This window comes from Methylomonas sp. MK1, from assembly GCF_000365425.1.
Classification (GTDB): Bacteria; Pseudomonadota; Gammaproteobacteria; order Methylococcales; family Methylomonadaceae; genus Methylomonas.
On the sequence record NZ_AQOV01000001.1, the window covers coordinates 1647223 to 1665624 of the forward strand.

Consider the following 18402-nt stretch of genomic DNA (forward strand, 5'->3'; position numbering starts at 1 on the left):
GGCATTGTTATAATTAAACTTCCAAAATTTCCGGGGTTTGGGCTTAGAACCCCCTCAAGCGACCGGCGCCGTCATAGGCCAGGCTGTTGGCCGAGCCGGTTTTGTTGGCGGCCGTCAGCTGGTTGTCGAGGTTGTACCCTAAAGGGCATAAATAGGCATAGGTCCACACCCCGTCGCCGCCCAGGTTGCCGTTGGCGTCGTAGCTTAAGCTGCTGCCGGCGGCGGTGGCGTATTGGTTCAGGCCGTTGGCGGTGTAGCTGCGGGTGCCGTTGGTGTAGCCGGTCCATTGGTAGCTGTTGTTGGTCCAGCTGGCCGCTTTGATGTCTTGCACCTGGTTGCGGGTGTAGCTCCAGGTGTTGTCCTGGGCGGTGCCGGCCAGGTTTTGGGTCAGGCTGGCCAGCGCCGACTGGGTGTCGTAGCCGTAGCCGGTGGTGGTGCCTTTACCCAGGGTGACGGTGGTGCGCCGCGACAGGTCGTCGTAGGCATAGCTGGCCAGGCTGACCGTGCCGTTCTCCAGCAGGGCGGTCGGCCGGTTCAGGGCGTCATAGCTGGCGGTGATGTAGAACGCGGTGGCTTCCGGCCAGGTGGTGCGGGTGCGGTTGCCGGCCGGATCGTACTGATAGGCCAGGGTTTTACGGCCCAACAGGTCGTAACTGAAGCTGATGTTGTCGGCGGCGGTCGGATAGGTCCGGCTCAGCAGGCGGTTGAGGTTGTCGTAGGCCAAGGTAATGCTTTGACCGTTACGTTTGCGCAAGCTGGTGACGTTGCTGTTGGTGTCGTAGGCCACCTGTTCGAAGTCGGTCGCCGAGGAGGCGCGGCGGTGACTTTGTCCGGATACAGGGTTTTCAGTTTCCGGTCGTGACCGTCGTATTGGTAGGTGGTCAGCTGGTTTTTGGCATCCTTGACGGTGAGTGGTAGGCCATTGTTGCTGTAGGTGTAGGTCGCATAGTTTTGCGCGATACCGGTGCCCACGGCTTTTTTGAGGATCTGCACACTGTCGTCGGCGTTGTAGACCGTCTGGGTGACGCGGTTGCCGCCGTCGGCCACCGGCAGGTTTTCGGTCAGGGTGTTGAGCCTATCCAGGTTGTCGTAGACGTAGTCGGCGACGGTCACCGGTGCGGCCGCGGCCGGACAAGTGGTGTCGGCGGCGGTTTGCGCGGGACCCCAGGCTTTCAGCAATTTGCCGCTCGGGGTGTAGTTGTTACAGGACACCAGCCATTGGGTACCGATCTGCGCTGCGGATCAGACGGCCATCGGCGTCGTAGGCTTGCTTGGTGAGTTTGCCCAACGCGTTGGTCAGCTGCGTCGGCCGCCGTTGGTTGTCATAAGCGGTGGCGACGGTGTCGGTGACATCGGTGCGCGGGCCGTTGACTTGGGTCAGGTTGCCGACCGCATCGTAGGTGTAGGTGCTGGTCAGATTGAGCTTGCCGGTGCCGGCATCGGCGATGACGGTTTGCGGCAGATTGTGTTGAAAAAGGCGGATTTTTGAAAGTCAGTGGGAACTGCGTTTTGATTGATTGCCGTGGTTTTGCAGAAGCTGGCAGGTGAGTTTTTTGCTTTCCGGTGCGTAAATACGCCTTATATTGCCGTTATGCGGGTATCAATTGGGTTACTGGTTCATTGATTGCCAACCTCTTCGCCATTCGCCTTAGATTTTGGGCTGTCGCCGCCAATAGGAACTCATCTTTGGCATTACTGAAGCCTCGTAAACGTAGTTTATCCATCTTCAATATGCGCTTGAGATGGGCAAACAGCATTTCCACCTTCTTGCGTTCCTTGCGTGACTGCTTATAAGCATCGGTTTTGGTAATGGCTCGTGCGACATCACGAGCCGATTCGTGGGGGCTTCGATCGATTTGCCGATTTGCCATGTTAGGACAGCACTGCGCTTTGAGCGGACAGGCTTGGCAATCCAATTGGCTGGCGCGATAGCGATAAGGGTTTTTCTGTTTGCTGCGCCAAGCGGGTTTCAGACACTTACCCGCTGGACAGATATACTGATTATTCTCCGCGTCATAAGTAAAGTCAGAGCGGCCGAAGGTGCCATCGCTGCGTTCTGACTTATCAAATACGGGTACATGCGGTTCTATGTCTTTTTCATCGACTAACCATCCGAGCATGGCAGCTGATCCATAGTTGGTATCGCCCACCAAACGTTCGGGCTTCAGACCAAACGTCTCTTCTACCCGGTCAATCATGGTCCGAGTCGCCTCCACTTCGGCGGCTTTATTGACCGCTGAGGCTTCTACGTCAAGGATGATGCCGGCTTCCAAGTCGATCAAGTAATTGGTTGAATAAGCAAAGAATGCGGGGCCACCGGGTGCGGCCGTCCAGGTAGCCGCCGGATCAGTCAGTGAAAGCGTCCGGGTGGACTCTTTGGGATCATTCGTTTCTTCTAGTGCCGCGAGATATTCACGGACCGGACGTTCTGCTTGAGCGGGATCGCCCCAGTCAATGTCGTCACCATTTTCTACTCGACGTTGCCGTTGGGCATCGGCTTTGATGATGCTGGCGTCGGTGGCAAAACCCTCGCCACGCACCAGGCCTTCTGCCATACATCGTTTCAGGACCGTTTCAAACACTAGCCGAAAAGCCTGGCTTTCCCGAAAACGGCCCAGGCGATTCTTGGAAAAGGTGGAATGATCCGGTACGGGATCGTCTAAATCCAGTTTGCAAAACCAGCGATAAGCCAAGTTGACATGCACTTCTTCACACAGACGACGTTCGGAACGAATGCCGAAACAATAACCGAGGATTAGCATCCGGATCATCAGTTCGGGAGCAATCGATGGTCGGCCGATAGGACTGTAAAACTCCGCCAATTGCTGGCGAAAATCACCCAAGTCAAGAAAATGGTTAATGCCTCGCAGCAGATGCTCTTTGGGAATGTGGTTTTCGAGACTGAAACAGAAAAACAACTGCTCCTGAATCCCGGATTGTTGTCCCATCATGGCGTCACCTCATGATTGAGTGGCTGTTGGCGGTATTTTACTACGGTGGGAGCCGAATATCAGGGGACTTTTTCAACAGAATCGGCACATATTTGTTGGTGGCATGGTGAGTACAACCAGACCAGTTTCCCAACTATGGTAGTCACGGCGTCCAGCTTGTAGAATAATGCCTCAGAAAGCACACTAATGTCCACTACCAACTGTGCTCTGACCAATACAAGACAAGCCTAGAATGCCGTCAGCGACTAAAAGAGGATTAACTATGCAACCGCAAGTTCAACATATGGTGGAGAAACTGGAACACCTCTCGCCGGATCGTTTGGCGGAAGTGGACAATTTTATCGACTTTTTACAACAACGCGATCAGGGCAACCGTTTGCGGCGGGACTTTGCCCACCTCTCCGAAGCCGCGTTCGCAAAGCTCTGGAACAACGACGAAGATGCTATCTACGACCAGCTATGACTTCGGCGACGTGGTTTTGGTAGCCTTTCCGTTCACCAATCTGCAAGCCACCAAGAAGCGCCCCGCTGTGATCATCAGCCGCCAAATCTATCAGCAAAACCGGCCCGATGTGATTTTGATGGCCATCACCAGCCAGATCAGACAACCGCTGACCACCGGCGAAGCCATTCTGCAAGACTGGCAGACAGCGGGGTTGGCCAAACCCTCGGTGCTCAAGCCGTTGCTCGCTACCTTAGAGCAAACTCAGATCGTCAAGGTGATGGGACGCTTGTCAATAACTGATCACGAAGCGCTGGGCAAGGTACTTCAGACGATTTTGGGTGAGTAACGCGATGACGCCCGCGTAAAGCTCGCAACAACCGAGCGGGTTTTAGCGCAGTGGCTTTCGCCAGGCGGAGCGGCGGATGCCTGCCGGAATGGGCTAAAACATACGGCGCAATACGGCTTCGCCTATTGACGCCCTACCGATTGCGACTTACGGGTTGGCAGGCAGCCGCTATGGCGATCACTTCCAAGTATCGGGAGACAAATCCAGGCATTTTGGTTTATTCGATTGTGCGCCCGGACCCGGCAGTGAATCGGCCAAAGCTGGCAGCGCCTGTTGCTGAGATGGACTCATCCGATCAATTGAGCGAAACAGCGAGAGTGTAGTAGCTGGCGGCGACTCGGAACGCTGTGACTTCCAGCCAGGTGTGCGGGAGCGGTTATCGGCCGGATCATACAGATAGGCCAGGATTTTGCCGCCGGCGTTGTCACAGACATAGCCGATGGCGGAGCCGGTTTTGTTGGCGGCGGTTTTGCGGCCCAACAGGTTGTAGCTGAAGCTTTTGTTGTCGGCTACAGTTTAGGACCGGGTTAATAGTAAACTTTACCGACCTGGTTTCAGTTGGTTTGAACAAGCCGCTCTGTTTGAGCAAACGGGTAGCGATTGGTGTTCATGTGATGATGTGCTCGAGTTGCCGCAATAAACCGAGCATCGCTATACCGACAGTTGCAAAACCGGTTGGATAAAGAATAGAGAAGAATCAAAATAATTGCCAAGTACCGGCTAAAAGCAGCCAGACCCCAAACCTGTCAATGGCAACTGTCCGACCAACACTGATCCGCAATAGTTAATCCGCCCCGACCGCTTTTTTTAACAGCGGTTTGAAAGCAAAAATCGCCAAGCCGGTAGCACCGCCCATCACTGCCAATAGCAGAAAGAAATCCTGTCTTGGCATTTGCTCGTAAAAACTGCCGATGTAGCCCGAGAAATAATTGCCGAAAAACGTCGACAGAAACCACGTGCCCATCAACATCCCTACCAAACGCGGCGGCGAGACTTTGCTGACCAGCGACAAGCCAACCGGCGATAGATAAAGTTCGCCCAGCGTGTAAATCAAGGTACATAACGCCAGCCACAGAAAACTGATTTTTTCGGTGGATTGCACACCGCTAATCGCGAAAATCAGCACCAGGAATGATGCACCCAACAATATCGAGCCGAATGCCATTTTGCCGACGCTGGAACTTTGCCGGCCTTGACTGGTGCCGTACCGGGATACGCGGTCAATCAAGGGTACCAACAAGAATATAAAGGCCGGATTCAGCGATTGAAACCAGGTGGAGGGCATTTCCCAACCCAAGATATGCCAATCGGTATTGTGCTCGGCGAACAGTTGCAACGTGTTGCCTTGTTGCTCGTAAACTGCCCAGAACAAAATATTCAGCACTGCTAAAGCCGTTAAGCCGCCTAGTGCCTGCCATTCTTTAGTAGTCAGCGGTTCAGGCTTGATCACGTCAGCCGCAGGTTTAACAAATTGATCCACACCCAGATATTTTTGCCCAAACAAATACACCAGCAAACCCAGCAACATGCCAACGCCGGCGGCACCGAAGCCGTAATGCCAGCCGTAGCGCTGGCCCAAGGTGCCGCAGATCAACGGCGAGAAAAACGCCCCCAGATTGATGCCCATATAGAAAATCGTAAACGCGCCGTCACGGCGCAGATCGCCGGGGGGATATAAATTGCCCACTTGAGTCGAAATATTGGGTTTGAAACAACCGTTACCCAAAATCAAAAACAGCAGCGCCAACAAGAAAAACGCTTCGGCTGCCATCAAAAAATGACCGATGGCCATCAACACGCAGCCCACTATCACGCATTTGCGCGGCCCCCACACTCGGTCGGCCAAAATGCCGCCGAACAGCGGGGTGAAATACACCAGGCCGGTGTATAAACCGTAAATCTGTGAGGCCAGGGCTTGCGTGGACAAAGGCCCGAACAAGCCCTGCAAACCGGCCTGTAACGGCGCAAATCCGAACACCAACATATCGGTTTGCGCAGCTTGAATTAAATGCTGGGTCATATACAGCACCAACAAGGCACGCATCCCGTAATAGGAAAAGCGCTCCCACATTTCGGTGAAAAACAGCACGAACAAGCCGATGGGATGACCAAATAGGTTTCTTTGATTCACGTGGGAAAAGTGTTGTTAAGCTTCTTTGGAGAGCGTGTTGAACATCATCTCACAAGCGCCAATCTGGGGCATTTTTACGGTAAACCCCCAGTAAATGCACCGCCTTGAAACACGGCAACTATTAGCGACAAAAAAAGTGCCCATTCAGCGTGTTTTCGGCTACCGCATCGCCGATTAGGCTGTTATAAAGGGAACAGGCGCCATAGTTTGCGCTATTCGAGCTCCTGGTTAGCCCCTGGATTTCGATTAAATATTTTCAAGGAAACTTAATGACAACGCTAAGCGATTATTTCGACTACCGGCTAGATGCCGACGGTAACAAATATGTAGAAGTTTCGATCCGGGGCGTGACTTTACTCAGGTTGCCGGCAACCAATAAAGGCACAGCGTTTAGTGTGCAGGAACGCATCGAACTGGGCTTGGATGGCTTGCTGCCGCCGCAAGTGACGGATATGGAGCAGCAGCTCGAACGGCTATACGCCAATTATCAAAAACAAGCAGATGATATTTCTAAGTATCAATTTCTCAGAGCGCTGCAAGACCGCACCGAAGTACTGTTTTACGCGCTGTTGGAACGGCATCTGGACGAAATGGTGCCGATAGTCTACACCCCAACGATAGGCTTGGCGGTGCAGCAGTTCAGCTCCAACTTTACCACCACACGCGGATTGACTTTTTCGGCAGCCAATATCGACCGGGCCGAAACCATTTTGCAAAACTACCCCTTGCACGATATTCGCATGATTGTGGTGACCGATTCCTCGTCGATTCTGGGTATCGGCGACCAAGGCATGGGAGGCTTGGCGATTTGCATCGGCAAATTGGGGCTGTATACCGTCGGCGGCGGCATGTGTCCGTTTCAAACCTTGCCAGTCAATCTGGACGTGGGCACCAACCGCGCCGAATTGCTGGACGATCCGTTCTATTTGGGCGCGCATAGCACGCGCTTGCACGACCAGCCTTATTTCGAATTGGTCGATAAATTTGTCACTGCGGTACAGAAAGTCTGGCCGAAAGCCATTATCCAATGGGAAGATTTTGCCAAAAACGTGGCCTTCGATTTATTGGCGAAATACAAAGATGTTATGCCCTGTTTTAACGACGACATCCAAGGCACTGGAGCGATGGCCTTGGCTGGCCTGCTGTCGGCTTGCCGTAAGAAAGGCGAAACCCTGGCAGAGCAAACCGTGGTAGTGGTAGGCGCCGGTGCCGGCGGATTTGGCGTGGCCAGTACCATCAAGAAAGGCATGCTGCGCGAAGGTTTAACCATGGAGCAAATTCTGCAGCGGATTTTCGTGGTCGATGCCCATGGTCTGGTGGTCAAGGAAGCCACCACCGAGGCCTACAAATTGCCGCTGTCGCATACTCAGGAAAGTTATCACGATTGGGATATTCCCGATGATAGGGTACCCAACCTGCTGGAAGTGGTCACTCATGCCAAGCCCACCGTATTGCTCGGACTAACTGGCGTGCCGGGATTGTTCACCGAAACCGTGATTAAAACCATGGCGGCAAACCACGCGCAGCCGATTATTTTCCCTTTATCCAACCCCACCGCCAATTGCGAAGCCACGCCGGAAGACATTTTGGAGTGGACGCAAGGCTCGGCAATGGTTGCAACCGGCAGCCCATTCGCCGATGTGGAATATCAAGGCCGGCGTTATCCGATTGGGCAGGGCAATAATGCCTTTATATTTCCTGGCTTGGGCCTTGCCGCGGTGTTGGGCGAGTGCAGCCGGATTAGCGACGCGATGGTCTTGGAGTCTGCCTATGCCTTGGCCGACTACATCGCGGAGAATTGTTTGACTGCCGGCCTGATCTTCCCGCCGGTGAGCGATCTAAAACAAGTCAGTTTATTTGTCGCTAATCGGGTATTGGCTAAAGCCCTGGAAGACGGCTCCGCGACGCGGCAGGATTTAGTGGGCATCGATCTGGAAGCTTACGTTAAAGCCAATCTCTGGAAAGCCGAGTATCTGCCTTGCAAATATGCCGGGGCAGCGGTAACGAATTGATGGAATTTCCCTACTAAGAAGGCTCAGCGGTAAGACTTAGCACTTGCAATTAGATTTGAATCTGCTGAATCTCGCTTACCTGATTGGCGGGATTGGCATTCTGGTGGAATGGCGGGCTTATTGTCTGCCGGATGGCCTGGCGTTTCGGCGCTGGTCCGCGGCCGGGGCCGTGCTGTGGGCCGTGCAATACCTGTTGCTGGATGCCTGGACCGCCGGCTTGACCATGGCCAGCACCGCCCTGCGTACCCTGCTGTCCAACCGTTTGCAGAAAGGTTTTTACAAGCACTGGGCGGCGGCAGGGTTCGTGGCCTTGTTTAGCGCGCTTACGGCATTCTCTTGGCAAGGCCCCATCTCTTTACTGCCGGCCTTTGCGGTAATCAACACTACACTGGCTTTGTTTTATCTGGATAATCGCCGCATGCGCGTTGCGCTGTTGGCTTCCAGTGTGGCATGGATAAGCAACGATTACATCTGGCAAGCCTGGCCGGCGTTCGTAGCCGAAACCGTGGCGATGGGCCTTAATCTGCGGACGATACGCAAGCTGTTTGCCCAATAACAACGCGCCCCTTCAATATAAACACTTGAGCCGTCCCCTACCCCATGACGGCATTTCTGAAATGGCTTTATGCCGTTTCTGTCTCCGCAACGGGTTCTTCCAGGACTATCCAGTTATTTTCAAGCAAGGCGCAATACGGGCGTAGCGCGGCCATCAGCGTTTGATAAATAGTGAATGCATCGGTTGGGTCTTTTTGCTTAAGCTCGGCGACCTCGGTCAGAAACCGATAGAGCATTTTTACCAAATTCTCGATGGACATCGCCAGCCAAGCATCGTTTGTTATCCATTTATCGATAAACTCATCCAGCCGTGCGAAGGTCAGTTTTAGCAGCGGATAAGCGGTTTGGGTCTCCTTAAATTCCCGGAGCAGCATGTAATCTAGGTAAGCCCGCTCCGATGCCACCCGCGGCCGGTTGGTAATACTGAGGTAAGTGGCTTTGTGGTGGGCATAGGCGGCATCGAATTGTTCGCAAAATTCGGTTTCGGTGGTCATCGCCAGCCAAGTCTGCAAACTCGCGGTGCTTACGCCGTAACATTCCTTGATTGAGTTTGCCATTTTGTCGAATTGCTCGATGAATGCCGGCTTGGCCAGTTCGCCTTTAATCAGATTTTCAATCGCCACCAGTTCGCTTGCAGTAACGCATACCGTGGCCAATTCTCGAACAATTTTTAGCTCGACACCCATATTGTCTTTACCTATTTTCGCTATGTAAAAATTAAAGCAGCGCTTTCAGCCCAAGTTTACAGCGTCAGATCGACGATTTCGGCAACGCAGGCATTGTCTTTAACCGTGTGCAGCGCATTGTCGAATACCATGTTCGAGTTGAATAAAACGCTTTTGACAATGATGGCGCCGGCCGCATCTTTAATCACAAAAAAAGTATCGCCTTCAGGAACCTTGCTGGCGGCAATCTGGTTGCTCATTAAGGAGCCGGTTCGCACTTCTTTAATGCCCTGCAGAGCTTCTTCTTTGTTGTCGTAATCGCCGCTGATCAGAATCAGTTCGCCCTTACTGTTCACAAAAGAAAAGGAATACTGATTGTCGTCGTTGGCTTTAAGTTGAAAAGTGGCTGGCATATTCTGTCCCGGAAGTTAACAGTTGAATGGAAGATCGTGGCCGATCAAATTTCAGTCTCCCGATTACTCCCAAGCTATCGGAAAAGCGCGATTGCAGAGGAACTAAAGCGTGACCGGCAGAGGCTATAAATCCAAAAGCAAGCGTTATGCCAATAAAAAATCCTTAAAAATCAGCCAGAAACAACTCGACAGATGTTCAATTGTCGGTTTTGCTACACGACATTGGGCGATCTGATAGCCAGTGAACCGTTCTCATCAAGTAGCGGCCAATTCGCTTTGCAGCCTATGCCTGAATGCCGACAAATCCTGCTCGGCAATATTGCGAATCAAGTTGGATTCCGCTCATAACTTTTCCTGATTTTAGCTAGCGCCCAAAAGATCGTCATTCCGGCAGGGATTGCCGGAATCCAGGCTTCAGGGATGATTCGAAGCCCACCATGCATGGCACTGGATACCCGCTTCCATGCGGGTATGACGCATAGCTGAAGATCTTGCTAGTCATGCAATTTTTACATAGCCGAATAGCGAAGCCAGTCGGAGTAAGTGTCCACATCCCATTGGCTATCCAGTTCGTAAAGGTTCAAACCGATGTCTTTTGCCCGGCTGCGCGTGGTGGCCATGACCTGATCATGGCCCCAGCTCATATCGCTGAACAGTCTCGGTTGTATCTCGTTTAAGCCGATCATCACATAACCGCCATCCTCGGCCGGCGCGATAACCGCATCATGACCTTCGCGTAACAACGCCAATGCGCGAAGCAGATCGTCAGAGGTCAAACTGGGGCAATCGCAACCCATCAGCAAGGCATGGCGGTATCTGCCTAACGCATCAGCAAAGGCACGGTGCATGCGTTCACCCAAGTCGGCGTCGTGTTGGACTTTCAATGTCAGTGGAAAACGCCGCGCACAATCCTGAAAAAAGTCATGGCCGACGTCTGGTGCGCAGTGCAATTCAACCGCGCATAAAGACTGCTGGAAGGCGCGATCCAGGGTCATATAAGTCAGTTGCCGGTGTGCTGCGGCAGCCTGTTCGGCATTTAAGGCTGGTTGCAGCCGGGTTTTGACTTGGCCGGGAGTCGGCGCTTTGCAAAAAATCAACAGTACGCTATCGGGATACAGCGATTGCATGGCTTAAACCCGGCGCCGCCAAGTATGATAACGGCTCAACCATTCCAACATTCGCTTGGGAGCGTGATTGCTTTTCCAGACGCCCGCCACATATTTATTAGCTTCGGCCAGGGTTGGGTAGATATGAATAGTGCCGAGGATTTTATTCAAACCAATGTTGTGTTTCATCGCCAGCACGAACTCGGCCAGCAAATCCCCAGCATGCTCACCGACGATAGTCACGCCGAGAATCTTGTCCTTGCCGGGGACGGTCAGCACTTTAACAAAGCCATGCGCCTCCCCGTCGGTAATTGCTCTATCCAGATCGGCTATGTCGTATTTGGAGACTTCATAAGCGATATTCTGCGCTTGCGCTTCCTGCTCGTTCAAACCCACGCGCGCTAATTCCGGATCGGTAAACGTCGACCAGGGAATCACCGAATAATCGGTACGAAATTTTTTAATATGCCCGAATAAAGCGTTGACCGCTGCATACCAGGCCTGATGGGCGGCGGTGTGGGTAAATTGATACGGCCCCGCCACGTCGCCGACGGCGAAAATATTTGGATAGTTGGTTTGCTGGAATTGGTTGGTTTCCAGGGTAAGGCGCGGTGACACGGCAATCCCCAGTTCTTCGACGCCATAAGCTTGCACCTTGGCCGCACGGCCGATGGCGATCAACACTTTATCGAAGGCGATTCTGACGATTTGCTCGTCATGCTCGGCCAGCAAAATGTGTTCGCCGTTTTCGACAATAAATTCCTTGGCGGTGTGCTTGACTTTGACGTCCACGCCTTCTGCCCGGAAGCGGGCCTGGACTATGTCCGATACATCCGGGTCTTCGCGTAGCATAAGGCGCGGCGCCATTTCCACCTGCGTGACCTGACTACCCAGCCGGTTAAAGGTTTGCGTCAATTCGCAGCCCATCGGCCCGCCACCCAGCACCAGCAAGCGCTTGGGTAATTCGCGTAAGTCCCAGATATTATCCGAGGTCAGATAATCGATGTTTTCCATTCCGGGAATCGGCGGCACGAATGGTCGGGCGCCGGCGGCGATGACAATGGAACGGCTGGTGAGGGTTTTGACACCGTCGGCTGTCGTCACTTCCACCGCCCAGGGCGAAACGATTTTGGCAGTGCCTGTAATAACTTCCACGCCCAGCGCGGTATAGCGCTCGATGGAATCGTGCGGCGCTACGGATTTGATTACCTGTTGCACTCGCTCCATCACGTCCGCGAAAGCAAATTCAGCCTCGGCTTTGGCGATACCGTACTCGGGTGCGCGTTTGATCTGCGACAGCAACTTGGCCGAGCGAATCAGTGCCTTAGACGGCACGCAACCGGTGTTCAGACAGTCGCCGCCCATTTTGTGCTTTTCGATCAAGGTCACTTTAGCTTTGACTGCGGCGGCGATATAGGCCGACACTAAACCGCCTGAGCCGGCGCCGATCACAATCAGATTGTTGTCGAAACGGTCGGGTTTAGGCCAGTTTGCGTAAATTTTGCGTTGCTTGAAGAATTCGAGCATGTGTTTAGCCAGCCAGGGAAACACACCGAGCAAGGCAAACGAACCCAGCAAGCTTGGAGACAGAATACCGGAGAGTGAATCGATTTTCGCCAACTGGGTGCCGGCATTGACGTACACCAAGGTGCCGGCCAGCATGCCGATCTGGCTAACCCAGTAAAACGTCCTGGTCTTGATCGGCGTCAATCCCATCGCCAGATTGATCATGAAAAACGGGAACAACGGCACTAGACGCAAGGTAAACAAATATAACGGGCCTTCACGACTCACGCCCTCATCAATGGCCCGTAAGCGGGCGTTAAACCGAGATTTGACCCAGTCGCGCAACAAAAATCGTGCGGCCAGAAACGCCAGCGTAGCGCCGATGCTAGAGGCAAACGAGACGATCAGCGTGCCCCATAACAAACCGAACACCGCGCCGCCGGCCAACGTTAAGATCGTTGCCCCCGGCAGCGATAGAGCTGTGACCGCGATATACAACGCGGCATACAGTGCCGCCGCCAGCAGTGGATTAATGTGGCGATAGTCGGCTATCGCCGCCTGCTGCGACTTTAGGTTGTGCAGAGTCAGATAATTCTGGAGATCAAAGCTGAAAAACAGCCCGAGCAATCCCGCGATTACCAGTAGCAAGGCAATTCTTGACGGGGTCAAGCGGTAGGCGCATCGAGTGGCCATATCCCTGGATTAGCCTAAAGCCCCGCCGCAACTGCTGCCTTGGCCGGCGGTGCAACCGTAACAATGGGCGGCGGTAGCGATGGGGGCGCCTTGCAGTGGGTGCAGGTGCAACTCGCTGATATGAGTTTTGGGTTTGGTTACGGCGCCCAAGGGCAAACCCAGCATCTGATTGAAATCGCAATCGTAGACATAGCCTTGCCAGTCGATGCTGAGAGTATTCAGGCACATCAAGTTTTCAAGGTTCTCGGCGCGAAAACTGTTTTTCAATAAACTCAGATAAGATTCGAAGCGGCCATGACTGACCAAGGTGCTACCGAAACGCTGAATCGGCATATTGGCGATGGCAAACAGGCGGTTGAAGACGATGCCGTAATGTTGCTGCAAGTGCTGTTTATATGCCCGTTCCAGATTATGTTGATCGGGCGGCAACACCGCGGCTTGCGGGTTGAACACCAGATTCAATTCCAGTCCGCTGTCCGGCTGGCCATAACCCAACCGATTCAAACGCTGTAAGGCCGCCAGACTGTCTTTGAACACGCCTTTACCGCGTTGTTTGTCGACATTTTCTTCCAGATAACACGGCAGCGAGGCGACGATGTTGACCTGCTGCGCGGCCAGAAATGTCGCGAGATCGGCGTATTCAGGATCTTCCAGAATGGTCAGATTGCAACGATCAATCACCTCGATGCCTCGATCACGCGCTGCTCGCACCAAATAGCGAAAATCTGCATGCATTTCCGGCGCGCCGCCGGTCAAATCCAGCGTATGAATGTTGGCTGTTTCGGCAAGCGCAAGTACTTCATCTATAGTCTCCCGACTCATCATCTCGATGCGATTGGGGCCGGCGTTGACATGGCAATGCACACAGCTCAAGTTGCACCGATAACCCAGATTGATTTGCAAAATCTCCAACGGCTTGCGAAAAATAGCCGGAAAATCGCTGTTGACCAGCAAAGGTTTCGTATCGTGCATGCTTAATCCTTGGAAAACCAGATGTCGCCATAAGCGGCGGAGACTTGGCCGCCGCTGTTGTCGGTATCGGTCATGATGGCGACGGCATCGATGGCGGACAGGTCTTCACCGAAGAATTGCTTGAAATCGGCCCTAATATTGCGTTTTTCGTGTTCCCAGACATTCAACGGTGCTTCCTGATCGCGTAAAGCCATCATCATCGCATGATCGCCGGCAAACGCATTAGGCCAGACACTGTCCTTTTTGCTGTTGCCGGCCCAGACATAATTGATGGCCTTGGTTTGCCAAAATGCCAGTCCGCCTTTGACCACCACATACACCCGCGCCGCATAATCATCGCCAGCCTTACTTTGTTCGTTCAAGCCGGATAAACGATTACCGATGCGCCACGACCAGTTCAGGAATGGCGTTTGCGTTAGATCGATGCGTTGCTCCTTGAACAGGCCGGAACCGGCGGCGTGGCTATCGGCCACCAGCGCGGTCACGCCGTCGAGTGTTTGCAATCGGTATTGGGTTTCGCCTTTAAAGCTTTTATGTTTCCAACCCTCCAGGCGATTCTGGCTGAACTCGCCGATAGGTAGTTTATTGTCGGCATTCACTGGATGATGCGACAGCAAAATCGCCAGGCACAGCAATAGTTTATGCATCACTAATGTCAATCTGGCGCTGATATAAGCCGGATACAGGAGAATTATCATAGTCGGTCGTCCAAGTTTTACTTGATGCGGATGTCACCACGCCTTTCCAGTCAATAATAAATCGAGCGCGGCAAGCTAGCTTGGCTTTTCTAAGCAATCTGTCGTGACTGACGGGGATTCGTTGCAAGTGACTTAAGTAGTGTAGCGCTTGGAGCGCGACACACTATTATTCACCCGGCCCTAATTCTGGGCCGGGTGAATAAGCGAAAACTAGCGCCGATGCGGTTGATCTTCATGGGTGATAAGGTTAGCTTATCAAGCTATTTGGGTACCCTGCCGTATTAAACTACGACAATGTCCCCCACTATTTCCCAAGGCGCTGCTAATTGAACACTCCCCCCCCAGCTGAAGATCTTAAAGCACTTGTCGAACGCATCAAACACTGGGGCGAGGAATTGGGATTTCAGCAGATTGGTATCAGCGATACGGATTTGAATACCGCCGAAGAGCATCTGTACAACTGGCTGGACAAGGGCTTTAACGGCGAGATGCAATACATGGCCGCACACGGTTTGAAACGCAGTCGCCCGGCTTTGTTGCAGGAAGGTACGCGCAGCATTATCTCGGCACGAATGGATTATTTGCCGGAAGCATCGACCACCAGCAAGCAATTATTAGACGACCCGGCCGCCGCCTTCGTATCTCGGTATGCCTTGGGGCGCGATTACCACAAACTGCTGCGGAATAGACTGCAAAAACTGGCGGACAAAATCGCCGAGGAGATTGGTCCGTTCGGCTATCGGGCGTTTGTGGATAGCGCACCGGTTTTGGAAAAAGCCATCGCCGAGAAAGCCGGCTTGGGCTGGATAGGCAAGCACAGCAATCTAATCAATCGCCGCGCCGGCTCCTGGTTTTTTCTCGGGGAAATTTATACCGACTTGGCCTTACCCAGCGATCAGCCAGTCGGCAACCACTGCGGACAATGCAGGGCTTGTTTGGATATTTGCCCGACGCAAGCCATCGTCGGCCCGTATCAGGTCGATGCCCGCCGTTGTGTATCCTATTTAACTATCGAATTGCACGGCAGCATTCCGGTGGAATTGCGGCCTTTGCTCGGCAATCGGATTTACGGTTGCGATGATTGCCAGTTGGTGTGCCCGTGGAATCGCTTCGCCAAACTCAGCGCAGAAAGCGATTTCAAACCCCGGCATCGTTTGGATCAGGCGACTTTGCTTGAACTATTTAGCTGGACCGAAGCCGAATTTCTGCAAAAAACCGAAGGCTCGGCCATTCGCCGCATCGGCCATCAGCGTTGGCTGCGCAATATCGCCGTGGCACTGGGTAATGGCAAAGCAACCGACGCGGCTAAGACGGCATTGAGCGGCAGATTGAGTAACGATTCGGAGATGGTCCGCGAGCATACACAATGGGCTTTGCAGAAATTGACCAGTCTGAGCATTTAGCGGGAACTTCTGATAATTCATAATCGTCTTTCCAGCACAAGCAGGAGCCCAGTGCAATTACAAACCGGATTCCCGCATCCGCGGGAATCACGGCCCCAGGCAGTAAAAATAGGCAAGACTTCCACAGTCGCGCCTACCGCCACAACTCAGGCTAAATATGATGCAAAGACTTGAACTCGAATGAAGTCAAGGTGTATTCTTAGAACCAGTTAACAGAATCCGCTCGAGGCCAAACATGCTGGTCACCGCCTCTTCCAATCAAACCTCTCTATATCGGCTGACCGGCCGCAGCCTAGCCGCGACCGGTGAACCAGCGTCTGCCGAACCCATCGCCCAAGCCGCGAAAAGCGGAAGCGCCCAATCCGGCCAATACAGTCCGGAACAGCTAAGCCAAATTGCCGAGCTTAAAGCCCGAGACCAGGAAGTTAGAGCTCACGAACAAGCTCATTTAAGTGCCGCCGGCGGTATCGCCGTCAGTGGTGCGCGTTTTACGTTTGTGACGGGGCCGGATGGTCAACGTTACGCTACCGGCGGTGAAGTGAATATCGATGTCTCGGAGGTTTCCGGTAACCCGGAAGCCACCCTGCGTAAAGCGGACACTATCCGCCGCGCGGCATTAGCGCCGGCCAGTCCATCAGGCCCGGATCAAAGCATCGCCGCCAAGGCTGCGGCAATGGCAAATAAAGCCCGCGGGGAATTGTTAAATTCGCAAAAACAACCCAGCCGTAACGGCGAACTCCTCGACCTGACCGCCTAATCAACGCGGCGCAAACTCCAGACCGAAGCCTACGTCCGGCTCCACCCTCACCACGATAGCCGTTTGTATCGGCGCATCGTCGAATTCGGTAGTTTGCACTTCCACTAACGCGCCAATCGGCGGGATTAATTCGTTGGCACACAGTAAAAACAATCCAGTCTCGGAAAAGTCCCGCATGTCCACCACGACCGCTTCAGCCGATGCCGGCACCGTCATCCTGATTTTGGCACGGTGCTTTAGGCGCGGGTGCCTGCGCTTGTTATCAATCACGAATTCTCCTATCTCGTTTCGGTTCTATCGCAAGTGTAGTGATAAAGGCAACCGCTGATAATTAGCGACCCGCGCCAACCTGCCATCTACTCGCCTAAACCGCGCAAAATTAAATACAATCCCAAACTTACCATCGCCAAGCCGCTAAGCAATTTCAGCCAACGACCTTCTTTTTGCTGCAAGCGGCGCTGACTCAGTGTCACGACCCCCACACCCAGCACAACGACGTCATCCAGCATATAGGCCAGATTGTACAACAATAAATAACCGTAATAGTCCAAGCCGTTCAATTCCCGCAAGGTGAGTATGCGCGTGTAAAGGGCCGGAAACCCGGACGTACACAGTAACTCGACAATCTGCACCAGCAAAGCCAACACCACGGCACCCAAGATCGCGCCCGCCAAATTGTCGGCTTGCAGGATCCGCCGGATCCGGTTGTAAATGCCGGGTTTGGCGGCGGCGGGAATCGACAGGGACACGCCCACGCCAAACGCCCAAAAATCTTTCAGATTGATCGCGCCGGCCAACACGGCAATGCCGGCAATAGCCAATTCCGACGCCCGCGATAAGCCTATCAGCAAAAACAGATTCAACCAGGCCGCCATAAACACGAAATAAGCCAACCCTTCGACCACAACGAACGTGCCGGCCACCGCCAACATCCTGGGCCGGTTTTGCATAGGCGCCAACATCGAAATCATCAAAATCAACACCCACATCGAACAGGGATTGAAGCCGTCCAGCAAGCCCATGGCTAGCGTGAAGGCTGGCAAGCCGACCTCGTCAAGACCGATCCGCCGGCCGAACAAATTCACGGCAAACACCTCCAGTTCGGGCGGCGCCGGCTGGCTAACCGGCACGTCGCACGACTCGCTGACCTGCACTTCGCAGCTACCGGCCTCCGCATCGGACGCTTCATTCGGCGGCGCACCGGCAAGCAAGGCATTCCTAATCAAACCGCTACTACCAGCTTCCGCGGAATAACCGACGATATATTCGCCACGCACCAGAAATGTCGGCAATCTGATTGGCCCGGCTTGCCGGGATTCGGCAATCTGTTGCAATCGTTCCAAAGCGGCCGGCTCGGCAGAGATATTGCGAATAACGATTCTTAAATCGGGTTGCTCTATTTGCAGGTCCGCCAAAAATTGTTCGGCTTGTTGGCAATGCGGACAACCGTTACGCACAAAGGCTTCAATATCAACCCGGTTTTCGACCGCGCCGACAGTCGGCATGGTTGCCAACGCAAGCACCAGCACCAAACCGAAACGCATCAGTATCGACGGTAGCTGAGCCAAGCACTCCGGAAACAGTTTTAGTATCAGCACTCGCCTATCCTCCTCAATAACTCCAGCAATCTGTGCGGAAGTACGCATTTTATTAGATAATAACAAGTTAAATGAACTGCGCCGAACCAGCCGGTGCCATTTTCGCCCCATTCACACAGCCGCCGCTAACTGCTGCTGGCGAGATCAGATA

The 18402-nt window shown here is 53.4% G+C and carries 20 protein-coding genes; 7 read left to right on the forward strand and 13 right to left on the reverse strand.

The annotated features are described in order from the left end of the window. Positions 1 to 43 precede the first annotated feature (43 nt). Entirely contained in the window at positions 44 to 787 is a 744-nt protein-coding gene (locus tag G006_RS28780; protein WP_200860429.1) for a hypothetical protein, read from the reverse strand. Further along, the gene (locus G006_RS28785) at positions 694 to 1212 is read right to left on the reverse strand and encodes a hypothetical protein (protein ID WP_200860430.1); all 519 of its coding nucleotides are present in this window, start codon (positions 1210 to 1212) and stop codon (positions 694 to 696) included. Before G006_RS28785 ends, G006_RS28780 begins: the two co-directional genes overlap by 94 nt. On the opposite strand from G006_RS28785, the gene G006_RS29515 reads away from it, so the two are divergent. Then, positions 1199 to 1489 carry a hypothetical protein gene (locus G006_RS29515; protein ID WP_020482594.1) on the forward strand — a complete coding sequence of 97 codons (291 nt, stop codon included), beginning with the start codon at positions 1199 to 1201 and terminating at the stop codon, positions 1487 to 1489. The two genes, G006_RS28785 and G006_RS29515, sit on opposite strands and share 14 nt — an antisense overlap. Positions 1490 to 1589: 100 nt before the next feature. On the opposite strand, the gene G006_RS0107690 is transcribed toward G006_RS29515, so the two are convergent. Next, positions 1590 to 2951, reverse strand: coding sequence for a transposase (locus G006_RS0107690; RefSeq protein WP_026146917.1), 1362 nt, complete (start codon positions 2949 to 2951; stop codon positions 1590 to 1592). 262 nt (positions 2952 to 3213) lie between these two features. Between G006_RS0107690 and G006_RS0107695 the strand changes: the two genes are divergently transcribed. Further along, the gene (locus G006_RS0107695; RefSeq protein ID WP_020482596.1) at positions 3214 to 3414 is read left to right on the forward strand and encodes a hypothetical protein; all 201 of its coding nucleotides are present in this window, start codon (positions 3214 to 3216) and stop codon (positions 3412 to 3414) included. Beyond that, the gene (locus G006_RS0107700; protein WP_020482597.1) at positions 3392 to 3742 is read left to right on the forward strand and encodes a type II toxin-antitoxin system PemK/MazF family toxin; all 351 of its coding nucleotides are present in this window, start codon (positions 3392 to 3394) and stop codon (positions 3740 to 3742) included. The genes G006_RS0107695 and G006_RS0107700 overlap by 23 nt, the downstream gene beginning before the upstream one ends. A 177-nt stretch (positions 3743 to 3919) precedes the next feature. Here the strand turns inward: G006_RS0107700 and G006_RS28615 are convergent, their stop codons facing one another. Continuing rightward, positions 3920 to 4222, reverse strand: coding sequence for a hypothetical protein (locus G006_RS28615; protein ID WP_020482598.1), 303 nt, complete (start codon positions 4220 to 4222; stop codon positions 3920 to 3922). 304 nt (positions 4223 to 4526) lie between these two features. Beyond that, on the reverse strand, positions 4527 to 5873 hold the full coding sequence (locus G006_RS0107710) for a peptide MFS transporter (RefSeq protein ID WP_020482599.1): 1347 nt from the start codon (positions 5871 to 5873) through the stop codon (positions 4527 to 4529). Positions 5874 to 6142: 269 nt separating this feature from the next. On the opposite strand from G006_RS0107710, the gene G006_RS0107715 reads away from it, so the two are divergent. Both G006_RS0107715 and G006_RS0107720 read left to right on the forward strand, forming a co-directional pair. Then, positions 6143 to 7885: an NAD-dependent malic enzyme gene (locus G006_RS0107715; RefSeq protein ID WP_020482600.1), complete on the forward strand. Its 1743-nt coding sequence runs from the start codon at positions 6143 to 6145 to the stop codon at positions 7883 to 7885. Positions 7886 to 7928: 43 nt separating this feature from the next. Next, a complete protein-coding gene (locus tag G006_RS0107720; RefSeq protein WP_020482601.1) occupies positions 7929 to 8441 on the forward strand; it encodes a YgjV family protein in 513 nt (170 codons plus the stop codon). A gap of 67 nt (positions 8442 to 8508) precedes the next feature. Here G006_RS0107720 and G006_RS0107725 read toward each other — a convergent pair whose 3' ends face one another. The 6 genes from G006_RS0107725 to G006_RS0107750 all read right to left on the reverse strand — a co-directional run bounded on the left by G006_RS0107725 (position 8509) and on the right by G006_RS0107750 (position 14493). Continuing rightward, positions 8509 to 9126, reverse strand: coding sequence for a hypothetical protein (locus G006_RS0107725; RefSeq protein ID WP_020482602.1), 618 nt, complete (start codon positions 9124 to 9126; stop codon positions 8509 to 8511). Positions 9127 to 9182: 56 nt separating this feature from the next. Beyond that, positions 9183 to 9518, reverse strand: coding sequence for a DUF1508 domain-containing protein (locus G006_RS0107730; protein ID WP_020482603.1), 336 nt, complete (start codon positions 9516 to 9518; stop codon positions 9183 to 9185). 509 nt (positions 9519 to 10027) lie between these two features. Then, positions 10028 to 10645: a TIGR04282 family arsenosugar biosynthesis glycosyltransferase gene (locus G006_RS0107735; protein ID WP_020482604.1), complete on the reverse strand. Its 618-nt coding sequence runs from the start codon at positions 10643 to 10645 to the stop codon at positions 10028 to 10030. Positions 10646 to 10648: 3 nt separating this feature from the next. Further along, complete coding sequence (locus tag G006_RS0107740; RefSeq protein ID WP_020482605.1) at positions 10649 to 12823, reverse strand: FAD-dependent oxidoreductase; 2175 nt, start codon at positions 12821 to 12823, stop codon at positions 10649 to 10651. A gap of 9 nt (positions 12824 to 12832) precedes the next feature. After that, positions 12833 to 13795 carry an arsenosugar biosynthesis radical SAM (seleno)protein ArsS gene (gene arsS / locus G006_RS0107745; RefSeq protein ID WP_020482606.1) on the reverse strand — a complete coding sequence of 321 codons (963 nt, stop codon included), beginning with the start codon at positions 13793 to 13795 and terminating at the stop codon, positions 12833 to 12835. 2 nt (positions 13796 to 13797) lie between these two features. Continuing rightward, the gene (locus G006_RS0107750) at positions 13798 to 14493 is read right to left on the reverse strand and encodes a DUF3047 domain-containing protein (protein ID WP_020482607.1); all 696 of its coding nucleotides are present in this window, start codon (positions 14491 to 14493) and stop codon (positions 13798 to 13800) included. Positions 14494 to 14819: 326 nt separating this feature from the next. Here G006_RS0107750 and queG point away from each other — a divergent pair, with 326 nt between their 5' ends. Together queG and G006_RS25165 are read left to right on the forward strand one after the other, a co-directional pair. After that, entirely contained in the window at positions 14820 to 15896 is a 1077-nt protein-coding gene (gene queG / locus G006_RS0107755; RefSeq protein ID WP_020482608.1) for a tRNA epoxyqueuosine(34) reductase QueG, read from the forward strand. Positions 15897 to 16131: 235 nt separating this feature from the next. Beyond that, positions 16132 to 16653: a putative metalloprotease CJM1_0395 family protein gene (locus G006_RS25165; RefSeq protein WP_020482609.1), complete on the forward strand. Its 522-nt coding sequence runs from the start codon at positions 16132 to 16134 to the stop codon at positions 16651 to 16653. Here the strand turns inward: G006_RS25165 and G006_RS0107765 are convergent, their stop codons facing one another. After that, positions 16654 to 16923 (reverse strand): PilZ domain-containing protein, encoded by a 270-nt coding sequence (locus G006_RS0107765; protein ID WP_020482610.1) that lies wholly within the window; start codon positions 16921 to 16923, stop codon positions 16654 to 16656. An 86-nt stretch (positions 16924 to 17009) separates the two neighbouring features. Next, complete coding sequence (locus G006_RS0107770; RefSeq protein ID WP_020482611.1) at positions 17010 to 18251, reverse strand: glutaredoxin family protein; 1242 nt, start codon at positions 18249 to 18251, stop codon at positions 17010 to 17012. Between the last annotated feature and the right edge of the window lie 151 nt (positions 18252 to 18402).

What these genes read in the sequence shown, in the direction of transcription:
- G006_RS0107690 (WP_026146917.1), bottom strand. Translation starts at nt 2,951, where the DNA reads ATGATGGGACAACAATCCGGGATTCAGGAGCAGTTGTTTTTCTGTTTC.
- G006_RS0107695 (WP_020482596.1), top strand. Translation starts at nt 3,214, where the DNA reads ATGCAACCGCAAGTTCAACATATGGTGGAGAAACTGGAACACCTCTCG.
- G006_RS0107700 (WP_020482597.1), top strand. Translation starts at nt 3,392, where the DNA reads ATGCTATCTACGACCAGCTATGACTTCGGCGACGTGGTTTTGGTAGCC.
- G006_RS0107715 (WP_020482600.1), top strand. Translation starts at nt 6,143, where the DNA reads ATGACAACGCTAAGCGATTATTTCGACTACCGGCTAGATGCCGACGGT.
- G006_RS0107725 (WP_020482602.1), bottom strand. Translation starts at nt 9,126, where the DNA reads ATGGGTGTCGAGCTAAAAATTGTTCGAGAATTGGCCACGGTATGCGTT.
- G006_RS0107730 (WP_020482603.1), bottom strand. Translation starts at nt 9,518, where the DNA reads ATGCCAGCCACTTTTCAACTTAAAGCCAACGACGACAATCAGTATTCC.
- G006_RS0107735 (WP_020482604.1), bottom strand. Translation starts at nt 10,645, where the DNA reads ATGCAATCGCTGTATCCCGATAGCGTACTGTTGATTTTTTGCAAAGCG.
- G006_RS0107740 (WP_020482605.1), bottom strand. Translation starts at nt 12,823, where the DNA reads ATGGCCACTCGATGCGCCTACCGCTTGACCCCGTCAAGAATTGCCTTG.
- arsS (WP_020482606.1), bottom strand. Translation starts at nt 13,795, where the DNA reads ATGCACGATACGAAACCTTTGCTGGTCAACAGCGATTTTCCGGCTATT.
- G006_RS0107750 (WP_020482607.1), bottom strand. Translation starts at nt 14,493, where the DNA reads ATGATAATTCTCCTGTATCCGGCTTATATCAGCGCCAGATTGACATTA.
- G006_RS25165 (WP_020482609.1), top strand. Translation starts at nt 16,132, where the DNA reads ATGCTGGTCACCGCCTCTTCCAATCAAACCTCTCTATATCGGCTGACC.